We start from the raw sequence: 13,043 nt of genomic DNA on the forward strand, positions 1-13,043 counted from the left end.
TGGCCCCGTGCGACCCAAAAGTGTTACCGTGGACGCTATGTCTCGGCTTAGTAACGGCCTGCGCGCAGGTGCCGTGTTTCTCGCTCTGGGTATCGCCGCTGCGGTCTTCCCGAAGACAGCTGTGGCCGACTCCACGGAGGACTTTCCGATCCCACGCCGGATGATCAACACCACCTGCGACGCCGAGCAGCTGCTGGCGGCCACCCGGGATACCAGCCCGGTGTACTACCAGCGCTACATGATCGACTTCAACAACCACCCGAACGTCCAGCAGGCGACGATCGACAAGGCGCACTGGTTCTACTCGCTGTCCCCGGCCGACCGCCGGAACTACTCCGAGAACTTCTACGCGCCCGTCTCCGACCCGCTGTGGGTGGCCTGGCCGAACCACATGAAGGTCTTCTGGAACAACAAGGGTGTCGTGGCCAAGGCCACCGAATCCTGCGCCAACTACCCTGCCGGCGACATGTCGGTGTGGAACTGGTCGTAACCGACCTCGCACCCTCGTTGTCCCCCCATCGGGGGACAACGATTTCCTCCCCCGACGGGCTGTTCGGCGGATATTGCCCAGCGTTTCCGCACGACATAGTTGGGGCATGCACCCACACTTTGCAGACGACGGCCGGCTCGACGCGCTAGCGATTCTCGACCGCGCAAATTCGGCCGCGGGCGTGGCCCACGTGCACGCTCTCGATGACGGCGAGATCCTCGACATCCTGGGCGTCGTGTCTACCCGGACCGCACACTCTGACGTCGCGCTGAAGGTCGGACGGGTCAGGCGCTACCCGGGAACGCACTGCCGGTCCTGCGGAGCCGAAGTGCACGACAATCCCGTGCGCGAGCTGGTGGCGCTGTAACGAAGGGTGAGCGTCAGTAGTGCGGTGAGGTCACCGAGAAGCGATCGGTGTTGGCCGCCTCCCCGTTGGGCGACTGGACATTACGGTCCGGCTCTGGAGGCAACATGTACGCGCGGACGGCCGAACGCGAACCGTACGGGCGAAGCATCTGGCTGGCCGGGCGCGTGCGCACCGGGGTCGGCCACCAGAACCAGCGGCCCATCAGTGCAGCGACCGACGGCATCATGAACGACCGCACGATCAACGTGTCGAACAACAGACCGAGAGCGATGGTGGTACCCACCTGCCCCATGACCCGCAGCGGGCTGATCGCAAACGTCGCCATGGTGGCGGCGAACACCAGACCGGCAGACGTCACCACCGCGCCGGTGCCGGCCATCGACCGGATGATGCCGGTCCTGATTCCGGCATGGATCTCCTCTTTGAACCGGGAAACCAGCAGCAGGTTGTAGTCGGATCCCACCGCCAACAGCAAGATGACCGACATCGCCAGCACCATCCAGTGCAGTTCAATGCCCAGGATGTCCTGCCAGACCAGGACCGAGAGGCCGAATGAGGCGCCCAACGACAGCAGCACCGTACCCACGATGGTGATCGCGGCGACCAGGCTGCGGGTGATGATCAACATGATGATGAGGATCAGGCTGGCCGCCGATATCCCGGCGATCATCAGGTCGTATTTGGACCCGTCGCGCATGTCCTTGTAGACCGCGGCCGTACCGCCCAGCCAGATCTTGGAACCCTCCAGTGGCGTTCCCTTGATGGCTTCCTTGGCCGCCAACTTGATCGGGTCGACGTGCGAAATGCCTTCGGGCGTCGCCGGAGGCACGTCATGGGAGATGATGAAACGGGCGGCGTGGCCGTCGGGTGACAGGAACATCTTCAAACCGCGCTTGAAATCGGGGTTGTCGAAGACCTCCGGCGGAATGTAGAACGAGTCGTCGTTCTTGGCCGCGTCGAATGCCTGACCCATGGCGGTCGAGTTCTGGCTCATTACGTCCATCTGGTCGTACATCGAGTTCATCGAGCTGTGCATCGTCAGCATCATCTGCTTCATCGTCGTCATCGTCGCGATCATCGGCGGCATCTGGGCCAGCATCTGCGGCAGCAAGATGTCCAACTTGGAGATGTCGTCGGCAAGGCCCCCCAACTTCTCGACGAGCTGATCCAGACCGTCGAGTGCGTCCAGAATCGACCGCAGCGCCCAGCAGGACGGAATGTCGTAGCAATGCTTATCCCAGTAGAAGTAGCTGCGGATCGGACGGAAGAAGTCGTCGAAATTGGCGATCTCATCCCGCATTTGGCCGGTGATGTCCAGCATGTCGTGGGTGAGGCCACTCATGTGATGCGTGAGCGCGGCCATCCGCGCGGTGATGTCGTACATCCGCTGCATCGTGTCGATGGAATCCTGCATCGCGTCGGCCTGCTTCAGCATGTCGGCCATCCGCTTCTTCATGTACTCCTGGTTTTCGACCTGCGTCGTGTTCTGCATGCTGATCTGGAACGGGATCGAGGTGTGCTCGATCGGCGCTCCAAGCGGCCGCGTGATCGTCTGGACGCGGGCGACGCCGGGGATGTGGAAGACGTTCCTGGCGATCCTGTCCAGTACCAACATGTTTGCCGGATTGCGCATGTCGTGATCGGTCTCGATCATCAGCAGTTCCGGATTCATCCGCGCGTTGGAGAAGTGCCGCTCCGCGGCCTCATATCCGACGACGGCCTTCGTGCTGGGCGGCAGGTACTGACGGTTGTCGTAGTTCGTCCGGTACCCGGGCAGCGCGAGTAGGCCGATGAGCGCGATGCCGATCGACACGGCCAGGATCGGCCCGGGCCACCGGACGATGGCAGTACCCACCCGCCGCCAGCCGCGCGTCCGCATCGTGCGCTTGGGGTCGAACAGGTGAAAACGACTCCGACTCCCCACCGCCAATATCGCCGGGCCCAGTGTGAGCGCCGCCATGACGGCGACAAGCGTTCCCACCGCACACGGGACGCCGAGGCTCTGGAAATAAGGAAGGCGGGTGAAGCTGAGGCAATACATCGCTCCGGCAATGGTCAGACCGGAGCCCAGCACCACGTGCGCGGTCCCGTGAAACATGGTGAAGAAGGCCTGTTCTCGGTCCTCGCCGAGCGATCGAGCCTCCTGATACCGGCCCAGCACGAAGATCGCGTAGTCGGTACTTGCCGCGATCACCATCAACACCAGCAGGTTCACGGCGAACGTCGACAGGCCGATGATTTCGTTGTCGGCCAGGAACGCGACAACCTGCCGCGCCGCGAACAGTTCGAGCACCACCATGAGCAGGGTGACGAACATGGTGACGAACGAGCGGTAGACCCATAGCAACATCACGATGATCACGACGAAGGTGAGCAGGGTGACCAAGATGACGCCCTTGTCGCCGGCCGCCGACTGATCGGCGGTCAGCGCCGCCGCGCCGGTGACATAGACGTGGAGCCCGGGCGGCGGCGGCGTGTCTTCCACCAGCTTGCGGACCGCCCGCACGGACTCGTTGGCCCTGGTCTCGCCCTGGTTACCGCGCAGGTATATCTGCACGTAGGCGGCCTTACCGTCGGAGCTCTGCGAGCCGGCCGCCGTCAGCGGGTCGCCCCAGAAGTCCTGCACGTGCTCGACGTGCGTCGTGTCGGCCTCGAGCTTCCTGACCAGCCCGTCGTAGTAGTGGTGCGCGTCGTCGCCAAGCGGCTTGTCGCCCTCCAGGACGACCATGACGTTGCTGTCGCTGTCGAACTCGTTGAACACCTTGCCGACGCGCTGCGTCGCCTTCATCGATGCCGCCTCTTTCGGGCTCATCGGCACCGTGTGCGCCTTGCCGACCGTTTCCAGGTCGGGGACGAACATGCTCAGGCACACCACCAGCCCGACCCAGCCCAGGACGATCAGCCCGGCGAATTTGTAGACGTTCTTCGCAAAGAACGGCATGTGCGGGAGCCCGACGGCGTCGTTTTTACCGACATGCACGTCACCGTTGGTACTCATGCAGACTTCACTATGCAAAAGGTTTCAGCGTTCACTCCGGTGATCGACCTTTCGTCCTTGACTACGTCGTTCACGATGATCTGGCAGCCGATCTGGTCTCCCTCGGTCTGCGCGACGACGTTCACGCTCACCGACGGCAGCGTCGTGGTGACCGAAAGCGTCCAGGGCAGCGGTACGTTGTCTATCCGCCGCGGCTGGGCATTGATGTCCAGATAGTTGATGTTCGCGGTGGCCCCGGACCCGTAGACCTTGTAGACCACGTGCTTTGGGTTGAACGGCTTGATGTCGTCGAGGCTGCTGCTGCCGATCCCTCGCGTGTCGTGATCGCCGAAAAACGAGCGGAGACGAAGGACGACGAACCCCGCCACCGCGATAACTGCGGCGATGACGAATACGATCCACATCTTCTTCACCGTGTTGGCAACGGCAACCTTCGCCACCCAATTACCTTCCGCTAATCGGGCGCCCGGACGCCCGCTCGATCGCACCAGCCATCCCGGCCATCTGGCGCTGGCCTGGGATGCTTTGGAGCGCTAAGTATCCTTGACAGATCGGCGCCATGGCGCGCCCTGCGGCCTGGGCAGACGTAAGCACGCCCACCTGATGCATGCCAATCTCTTTTCTGCTCATGGCGATTCGGAAACGAGGCCGATGCACGTGGCGGTCAATAGTCGGGTCAGCGCGGAGGCAAAGTCGATGTTCCACTCGGGCGGCAGCACCTCAGGCTCGTTCGAGTAGGCGTCGGTGAGCCGCTCCGGCGGGTTGGCGATCTGCCAGAAAGCCGCGCCCAACGAGTAGGCGGCAATGAGGATGTCGAAGGCACCGCTGCGGCCAAGCGCGGGCAGCGCACGCTCGACCGCATCGGCGACCGCGACCGCGGCCGCACTGATGGTCCGCCTGATTTCGACCACCCGCTCGATGCGCACTTCATGCTCGAGGTGCAGGTGCAGGTTGGCGAGCAGGTCGCAAAACAGCGTGTCGGCCGCCAGGGCGTTGGCCAACGTCTCGGCCACCTGCGCCGGCGACCTGGGTCCAGACTCGGCCAACTCCGCGCACACCGTTTCCGAGAAGCGCACCCATCCCTCGGCCGCAAGGTGCATCAGCACCTCTTTGTGCGACGAGAAGTAGCGGCGCACCGCGGAGTAGTGAATACCGGCGCGGCCCGCGACGGCGGTCAGCGTGACCGACGTGACGCCGCTTTCGACGGCCAGTGACCGCGCGGCCTCGACGAGTGCCGCCGCACGTCGGCGCTTGTTCTCCGCGGTGCGGGCGCGCTGGAACGTGAGTTGCGCCACGGGCCAGAGGATAACGCACATCACGTGATTTGTATAACGCACACTATGTGATTTGCACGGGCCCCATCGACGTGCCCCGTTCAGCGTTACGCACGCGATATGCGTTACTTCCCGCAAAAGGCTTAGGGTAGCCTTTGTAGTACTTACTTGGCGCCGACGTGGCGATCTCAATTAGCATCCGGGGGCGGACGACGCACGGTCCGGCAGCCGAACGCCGACCGGTGAAAGGGATTCGGAATTTCTAGGCTTCTGGCGCGATATTGGGCTGGCTGCCGGTTCCCGGCGGGCGGCCTGGTGGCATATCCGTGAGAACACAATTCGCCAACGACGCGCCTCCCCACGCCCATAACGAGCGGCCCCGCCTCGCCAGGCTGATTCATCGTCTCGCGATACCGATCATCCTGGGCTGGCTAGGGATCATCGTCCTCATGAGCACCGCGCTCCCACCACTGGAAGTGGTCGGGGCCCAGCGAGCGGTCTCGCTGAGTCCCGACGATGCACCATCGTTCAAGTCGATGCGGCACATCGGCAAAGTGTTCAACGAAGGAAATTCGGACAGCACGGCGATGATCGTCGTGGAGGGCGATCAACCCCTCGGCGATGACGCCCACAAGTTCTACGACGGCATGATTCGCAAGTTGCGCGACGATACGAAACACGTCCAGCACATCCAGGACTGGTGGGGCGATCCGCTCACCGCGGCCGGCGCGCTGAGCAATGACAGCAAAGCCGTGATCGTCCAGGTGAATCTCGCCGGCAACCAGGGCGAGGCGCTGGCCAACGATTCCGTCGAAGCGGTGCGCAAAATCGTCGACAGCACGCCGCCACCGCCCGGGGTCAAGGTCTGGATCACCGGGGCCTCGGCGCTGGCCTCCGATACCCGCCAGGCCGGCGACAAATCCACGGCCCTGATCACCCTGGTGTCGGTCGGGGTGGTCTGCCTCATGTTGATGCTCGTCTACCGCTCGATTTTCACCGTGATCCTGCTGCTGCTCACGGTCGGGATCGAATTATCGGCTGCCCGTGGCATTGTCGCCGCGATCGGCGAAACGGGTGCTATCGGCCTCACCACGTTTGCGATCAGCCTGCTCACTTCGCTGGCGATCGCGGCGGGAACCGACTACGGGATATTCCTCGTCGGGCGGTATCAGGAAGCCCGGCAGGCCGGTGAGGACAAGGAAGCCGCGTTCTACACGATGTACCGCGGGACCGCGCATGTCATCTTGGGTTCCGGATTGACGATTGCCGGGGCTATGTTCTGCCTCAACTTCGCGCGGATGCCGTCGTTTCACACGCTGGGCATCCCGTGCGCGGCGGGACTGGTGATGGCCATCGCGGTGGCGCTCACGCTGGGGCCGGCGGTTGTGGCCGTCGGCAGCCGTTTCGGCCTGTTCGAGCCGAAGCGAAAGCTGCAGTTCCGCGGCTGGCGCAGGATTGGCACGGCGATCGTCCGGTGGCCGGGACCCATCCTCGTCGCGAGCTTGTCCGTGGCGTTGGTCGGACTGCTCACCCTGCCCGGTTACCGGCCCAGCTACAACGACCGGGCCTATTTACCGCAGTCCATTCCCGCCAATCAGGGATTCGCGGCCGCCGATCGCCACTTCTCCCCGGCCCGGATGAAGCCCGAAATCCTCATGATCGAGTCAGACCACGACCTGCGAAACCCGGCTGACTTTCTCATCCTGAACAAGGTGGCGAAGGCCCTCATCGAAATTCCGGGAATATCCCGGGTACAAGCGATTACCCGGCCCGACGGGACGCCGATGCAACACACCACCCTGCCATTCCTGATGAGCATGCAACAAGCCTTTCAGCAGCAGACGCTGAAGTTTCAGGAAACCCGGATGGAGGACCTGCTCACGCAGGCTGAGGACCTCGCCAGGTTGCAGCAGTTGATGCAGGGCATGTACAACCTGTTGCAGGAGCTCAATGCGATTACCCACAACACGGTCGTCGTCACGCACCAAATGGAAGAAAAAACGGACGATTTGCGCGATCACATCGCGGATTTCGAGGATTTTTTCCGGCCGCTTCGAAGCTATTTCTACTGGGAAAAGCACTGCTTTGATATACCCATTTGTTTCTCGATAAGATCCATCTTTGATTCCCTCGACAGCATTGACGGAATCACGGAGAAGTTTCACGCGCTGGTGGGAAATCTCGACCAGCTCGACGCGCTGATGCCGCAGTTGACGGCGCAGCTTCTGCCGCAGATCGCCATCATGGGGTCCATGCGGACCATGCTGCTGAGCATGCACAGCACCATGTCCGGCGTCTTCGGTCAGATGGACAGCGCGGCCGATAACTCAACGGCCATGGGGCACGCGTTCGATGGCGCCAAGAACGACGACTCGTTCTACCTACCGCCCGACGTCTTCAAGAACAAAGACTTCAAGCGGGCCATGAACAGCTTCCTGTCGGCAGACGGACATGCGGCCCGGTTCATTATTTTGCACCGGGGAGACCCCGCCACATCCGAGGGCATGGCAAGCGTCGATGCCATTCACACCGCCGCCGAAGAGGCGTTGAAGGTGACTCCCCTGGAGAACGCCAAGATCTATCTCTACGGCACGGCAGCCGTATTCAAAGATTTCTCCCAGGGCGCTGCGTTCGATCTGCTGATCGCCGGAATCTCTTCGCTGTGCCTGGTTTTCGTCATCATGCTGATCCTCGTCCGAGCCCTCGTCGCCGCTGCCGTCATCGTAGGGACGGTCGCGCTGTCCCTGGGTGCTTCGTTCGGGTTGTCCGTGCTGGTTTGGCAGTACCTGCTCGGCACTCCGTTGCACTGGCTGGTGCTGGCGATGTCCGTCATCGTGTTGCTGGCGGTGGGATCTGACTACAACCTGCTGTTGGTCTCCCGATTCCGAGAGGAGATCCATGCCGGATTGAACACCGGCATCATTCGCTCGATGGGCGGCACCGGCAAGGTCGTGACCAACGCCGGACTGGTGTTCGCGTTCACGATGGCATCCATGGTCGTCGGCGAGCTACGAATTATCGCCCAGGTGGGCACCACGATCGGCCTCGGTCTGATATTCGACACGTTGATTGTCCGCGCGTTCATGACACCGTCCATCGCGGCGTTGCTGGGTCGCTGGTTCTGGTGGCCGCTGCGGGTACGCCCCCGGCCGGCCAGTTCGTTGCTTCGGACGATGGGGCCCCGCCCGTGGGTTCGTGCACTGATCCACAGCGAGTAGCCAAGTTGGCACGCGCGCCCGTCTTTGACTCCGGCCACTACGAATACCAACAATGCACACCATCGTCCTGATCGGATTTCTCGGTGGCCTGATCACCGGCATCTCGCCGTGCGTCTTGCCTGTGCTGCCGGTGATCTTCCTGTCCGGCGCGGAGCACACCCGCGGTTTGCGTTCGGCCGCGCGACCGTATCTGGTGATCGCCGGCCTGGTGTGCAGCTTCAGCCTGGCCACGCTGGTTGGGTCCGCGTTGCTGACGGCATTGCATCTGCCCCAGGACGCGATCCGGTGGACTGCCCTGGTGGTGCTGACGCTCATCGGCCTGGGCTTGATCTTCCCGCCGGTGCAACACGTGATCGAGCGGCCGTTCGCCCGCATTCCGCTACGCGAAACGAAAAGCGGCACAGACGGTTTCGGTCTTGGCCTAACGCTGGGCGCGCTGTATGTGCCGTGCGCGGGACCGGTGCTGGCCGCGATCGTGGTCGCCGGCGGCACGGAATCCATCGGCCCGGGGACTCTCGTGTTGACCGCGGCGTTCGCCGTGGGCAACGCGCTGCCGTTGTTGGCTTTCGCGGTGGCCGGCCAGCGCGTCGCCGAACGCGTCTCGGCATTCCGCCGTCGGCAGCGGGCCATTCAAGTCGCCGGCGGAATCATGATGATCGTGCTGGCCGTGGGACTGGTCTTCAACCTGCCCGCGACGCTGCAGCGCGCCATCCCCGACTACACGACGGCGATGCAGAACCGGCTCGGGGCCAACGAAATCCAGCGCACGCTCAACGCGGGCAGCACGCCGAGTCCGGCCGCGGACAGTGCGCTGCAGCTCAACCCGGACCACACCGGCAACGGGCAATTGAGCGACTGCACCGAAGGCTCTGCCCAGCTGCAACAGTGCGGGCCGGCCCCCGCAATCACCGGCATCACCGGATGGCTCAACACCCCGGACGGCAAACCGCTCGACGCCGCGTCGGTGCGGGGCAAGGTGGTCCTGATCGACTTCTGGGCCTACTCGTGCATCAACTGCCAACGCGCCATCCCGCACGTCGTCGATTGGTACAACCGGTATCGCGACAGCGGATTCGTGGCGATCGGGGTACACACCCCCGAGTACGCCTTCGAGCATGTTGCGGGCAACGTCGCCAGCGGCGCCGCCGCGTTGCACATCGACTACCCCGTCGCGCTGGACAACGACTACGCCACCTGGAACAGCTTCCAGAACCTCTACTGGCCCGCCGAGTACCTGATCGATGCCAACGGAGTCGTCCGGCACACCAAGTTCGGCGAGGGTGACTACGACGGCACCGACAAGCTGATCCGGCAGTTGCTGACCGACGCCAAACCTGGCGTCCGGCTACCCAGTTCGGTGAACTCGGTCGACACCACACCACAGACCGGCCTCACGCCCGAGACCTACTTGGGGGCCGGCAAGGCCACGAACTACGGCGGCGACGGCGCATACAAGGCCGGCCCTGCCGGCTTCAGCTTCCCCGCCAACCTCGCTGACGACAAGTTCGCGTTGCGCGGGCGCTGGACCCTGGACGACGAAGCGGTGACCGCGGACAGCGACGATGCCGCGATCCGGTTGAACTACACGGCCAAAGACGTGTTCGTCGTCGTCGCCGGTAGCGGCACCATCACCGTGACCCGAGACGGAAAGACGACCGCGACACCGATCAGCGGGCCGCCGACCCTGCATCAGATCGTGGCCGATTCCACCGCGCACCGCGATCAGCTCGACCTGCAGATCGGCAAAGGACTCCAAGTGTTTTCGTTTACCTTCGGCTAGCGCGCCGACGACCACCACGGATTAAGGGCGATAGGCTGGCGAATGATGACGGAACTGACGCACCCGAGCAGCAACCTGGATGCGTTGCTGCGTCGGGTGGCGGCCGGGGACGCCGAGGCCTTCGCGGCCGTCTACGACCTCACCAAGAGCCGGGTGTTCGGCCTGGTGATACGGGTACTACGGGATGCCGGCTATAGCGAAGAGACCACCCAGGAGGTCTACCTCGAGATCTGGCGGACGGCAGCCGAGTACAACCCGGCAAAAGGGTCCGCCCTGTCCTGGATGCTGACCATGGCACACCGGCGGGCCATCGACCGGGTGCGTTCCGAGCAAGCGGGCAGCCGTCGGGAATCCCGTTACGGCGCAGCCAATGTCGACCCGGCCAGTGATGTCGTCGCCGACTCCGCGATCGCAGGCGACGAGCACCGTCGGGTGGCCGAATGCCTGGAGGGGTTGACCGACGCGCAGCGGCAGTGCATCGAGCTGGCCTACTACGGGGGCCTGACGTATACCGAAGTCTCGCAGCGGTTGGCCGCTAATTTGTCGACGATCAAATCGCGCATCCGCGACGCGCTGCGCGGGTTACGCAACTGCCTGGATGTGTCATGACCGAGCCCAACGACTTCGAATTGACCGAGCTGGCCGCTCCGTACGCGCTGCACGCCGTGTCCGACGCCGAGCGCGCCGACATCGACCGCAGGGTCGCGGCCGCGCCGCCCGCGGTGGCGGCGGCCTTCGCCGACGAAGTTCGTGCCGTCCGGGAGACGATGGCGGCGCTGTCGGCGTCGACCACCGCCGAGCCTCCCGCACACCTGCGAGCCAGCGTGCTGGCCCTGGCGAAACCCGACGAGGTCGCCGCTAAGCGGAAAATGCGCTGGCGCACAACGCTTTTGGTGTCCGTCGCGGCGACGATTGTGGCGGGACTGACGGCGTTGGGTGTCCAAGTGCTGTTGCGACCGGCGGCGACGCCGTCGCTGGCCCAACAGGTCATGTCGGCATCGGATGCGCGGAAGGTATCCAGCCCGCTGGGCGGCGGGACGGCCACGGTGACGTTCTCCCACAACCGCAACGCGGGCGTGCTGGTGATGGACAACGTGCCGCCGCCGGCCCAGGGCACCGTCTATCAGATGTGGTTGATCGGCGCTAACGGCCCGACTTCGGCCGGCACCATGGGGCCCGCGGCCGTCACGCCCTCGACGACGGCGACGCTGGCCAACCTCGGAACGTCGACCGCGCTGGCGTTCACCGTCGAACCCGGGAGCGGGTCACCGCAGCCGACGACGAAGATATTGGCCGAGTTACCGCTCAGCTAGTGGACCACCGGCTTCCGCGTCACGATCCTCGTTTGCCCAGCAACACAGTGCCGACCATCGCGACCAGCACGCCGAATACCACCAGCGCGACGCCGGCGGCGAGTGTGAGGTCGAGCCATCCGCGCGCGCTGGCCTCGGCGTCGGCGACCATGACGTCGGCGACGTCACGGACGTTGCCCGTCATGCGCCCCAACGCGTCGTTGACGTAGCGCGCACCGACCTCGATGCCCGCCCATCCCGCCGCACCGACCAGCAGCGCCGAGACGCCGAGGCTGGTCAGCGCCTTGCCGCGCCGCCGCGCGGCCAGCAGGGTCAGCAGCGCGCAGAACCCGCACCACGCCGCCGCACCGATGCTGACCCAGGGACCCCAGGCGGCGACCCGGCTCAGCTGGCCCTGCCGCAACGGCGCAGACATCGACGGCACCGACACCGTAAGCGGAACGGCAAGCGTCGCAGGCACTGGCACGTGGTAGCCGTCGAGCAGCGCCCGGATCGAGCTGTCGTTGAGCATCGGCGCGAGGTCGACCATCCACTGGTTGCCGTCCTGGCCGGACCGCGCATCGGTGAACAGCCAATCGTGGGCCACGCGGTTCGCCTGGGCGAATAACGGCGGAAACGCAGGGCCGGCCGTGAAGGCCGCGGCGGCGGCCTGTACCCGTGTGCCGTCGGCGCCGTAGCGACCCCCATTGTGCGCGGCGATCAGCGCCATCGCCCTGGTGGCAAGTTCGCCCGCCATGGCGGCCTGCAGAGCCGGGTCGGCCGCCGCTTTCTGCGCTATCGCGGTGTAGCCGTCGACGTCCACGACATGGCGCTGCGCCCACTGCGCGGGCACCGCGACGGCCAGCGCCACCGTGGTGGCCAGCCAGAACACCAGCGTCGCTGCAAATCGCACGCCCTAGAACCTACTGTGCGATTCCCCGCAGATAGGCGGCCTGCCCAAGGTGCTGCGCACAGTCGTCGATGATGCTCACCAGCCGGGCACTGGCCGTCACCGGCGGGTCCCAGTTGGTGTCCACGACTCGGGACAGCTCCCCGGCGGTCACGCTGGCGACATACTCCAGGCTGAGCTTGTGCACCGCACGGTAGTAGCCGGACAGCAGGTCGGCCGAAGCCCGCACCTTCGCGACCTGTTCGGGGCCATGGCCGTAGCCGGTGTCGTTGCGCGGCAGGTCCAGCCCGAACCGGTCCACCCAGCCGTCGCGGAACCACACCTGCTCCACCCCGGCCACACCGGCCAGCTGAATATCCTGCACCCGCGCGCTGTGCCAGATCAGCCACGCGATGCTGTTGGCGTCGGGGGTCGGGCGGTAGTCGGATACCTCGTCGGTCAGGTCGTCGGTCAGCTCGTCGACGTGATCGATCAACCGGGTGAACGCGTCGCGAAGCAACTCCTGCGCGGCGGCGTCGGCACTGTCTGACATACGGCCGACCCTACGCGCCGTGTCACACCGCTTCGACGTTGTTGCCGTCGGGATCGCGGACGAAGGCAGCGAAGTAGCCGGGGCGCCGGGAGAACCCGAGCACGCCGAGCACGCCGTCGTAGAACGCCTGGGATTTCGGGTAGTCGGCGCAGCTGATTCCCATGTGGTCGATCAGGGAAAGA

The 13,043-nt window shown here is 64.6% G+C and carries 11 protein-coding genes and 1 pseudogene; 6 read left to right on the forward strand and 6 right to left on the reverse strand.

Annotated elements, in window-relative coordinates; translation table 11 throughout:
• The first annotated feature begins 37 nt into the window (after positions 1-37).
• Both MNAB215_RS05230 and MNAB215_RS05235 read left to right on the forward strand, forming a co-directional pair.
• Positions 38-490, forward strand: a complete 453-nt coding sequence (locus MNAB215_RS05230; RefSeq protein WP_077077755.1) for a DUF5078 domain-containing protein — start codon at positions 38-40, stop codon at positions 488-490.
• 106 nt (positions 491-596) lie between these two features.
• Positions 597-857, forward strand: a complete 261-nt coding sequence (locus tag MNAB215_RS05235; protein WP_077077756.1) for a hypothetical protein — start codon at positions 597-599, stop codon at positions 855-857.
• A gap of 13 nt (positions 858-870) precedes the next feature.
• On the opposite strand, the gene MNAB215_RS05240 is transcribed toward MNAB215_RS05235, so the two are convergent.
• The 3 genes and pseudogenes from MNAB215_RS05240 to MNAB215_RS05255 all read right to left on the reverse strand — a co-directional run bounded on the left by MNAB215_RS05240 (position 871) and on the right by MNAB215_RS05255 (position 5,169).
• The gene (locus tag MNAB215_RS05240; protein WP_077078437.1) at positions 871-3,798 is read right to left on the reverse strand and encodes an MMPL/RND family transporter; all 2,928 of its coding nucleotides are present in this window, start codon (positions 3,796-3,798) and stop codon (positions 871-873) included.
• Between the two features lie 53 nt (positions 3,799-3,851).
• On the reverse strand, positions 3,852-4,259 hold the full coding sequence (locus tag MNAB215_RS05245) for an MmpS family transport accessory protein (RefSeq protein ID WP_077078438.1): 408 nt from the start codon (positions 4,257-4,259) through the stop codon (positions 3,852-3,854).
• A 222-nt stretch (positions 4,260-4,481) separates the two neighbouring features.
• Positions 4,482-5,169: pseudogene (locus tag MNAB215_RS05255) on the reverse strand (TetR/AcrR family transcriptional regulator).
• A 286-nt stretch (positions 5,170-5,455) separates the two neighbouring features.
• Between MNAB215_RS05255 and MNAB215_RS05260 the strand changes: the two are divergent.
• From MNAB215_RS05260 to MNAB215_RS05275, 4 genes are read left to right on the forward strand one after another with little or no spacing between them, the layout of a single operon-like run.
• A complete protein-coding gene (locus MNAB215_RS05260; protein ID WP_077077759.1) occupies positions 5,456-8,347 on the forward strand; it encodes an MMPL/RND family transporter in 2,892 nt (963 codons plus the stop codon).
• Between the two features lie 52 nt (positions 8,348-8,399).
• Positions 8,400-10,127: a cytochrome c biogenesis protein DipZ gene (locus MNAB215_RS05265; protein WP_077077760.1), complete on the forward strand. Its 1,728-nt coding sequence runs from the start codon at positions 8,400-8,402 to the stop codon at positions 10,125-10,127.
• Positions 10,128-10,172: 45 nt separating this feature from the next.
• A complete protein-coding gene (locus MNAB215_RS05270; RefSeq protein WP_077078439.1) occupies positions 10,173-10,736 on the forward strand; it encodes a sigma-70 family RNA polymerase sigma factor in 564 nt (187 codons plus the stop codon).
• Positions 10,733-11,440, forward strand: a complete 708-nt coding sequence (locus MNAB215_RS05275) for an anti-sigma factor (protein ID WP_077077761.1) — start codon at positions 10,733-10,735, stop codon at positions 11,438-11,440. The genes MNAB215_RS05270 and MNAB215_RS05275 overlap by 4 nt, the downstream gene beginning before the upstream one ends.
• 19 nt (positions 11,441-11,459) lie before the next feature.
• Here MNAB215_RS05275 and MNAB215_RS05280 read toward each other — a convergent pair whose 3' ends face one another.
• From MNAB215_RS05280 to MNAB215_RS29630, 3 genes are read right to left on the reverse strand one after another with little or no spacing between them, the layout of a single operon-like run.
• On the reverse strand, positions 11,460-12,332 hold the full coding sequence (locus MNAB215_RS05280) for a hypothetical protein (protein ID WP_077077762.1): 873 nt from the start codon (positions 12,330-12,332) through the stop codon (positions 11,460-11,462).
• Between the two features lie 10 nt (positions 12,333-12,342).
• Entirely contained in the window at positions 12,343-12,861 is a 519-nt protein-coding gene (locus MNAB215_RS05285) for a mycothiol transferase (protein ID WP_077077763.1), read from the reverse strand.
• Between the two features lie 22 nt (positions 12,862-12,883).
• Complete coding sequence (locus MNAB215_RS29630; RefSeq protein WP_165691545.1) at positions 12,884-13,036, reverse strand: VOC family protein; 153 nt, start codon at positions 13,034-13,036, stop codon at positions 12,884-12,886.
• Positions 13,037-13,043 lie beyond the last annotated feature (7 nt).

Origin of the sequence: Mycobacterium numidiamassiliense, from assembly GCF_900157365.1 — a bacterium.
In the GTDB taxonomy this organism is placed as follows: Bacteria; Actinomycetota; Actinomycetes; order Mycobacteriales; family Mycobacteriaceae; genus Mycobacterium; species Mycobacterium numidiamassiliense.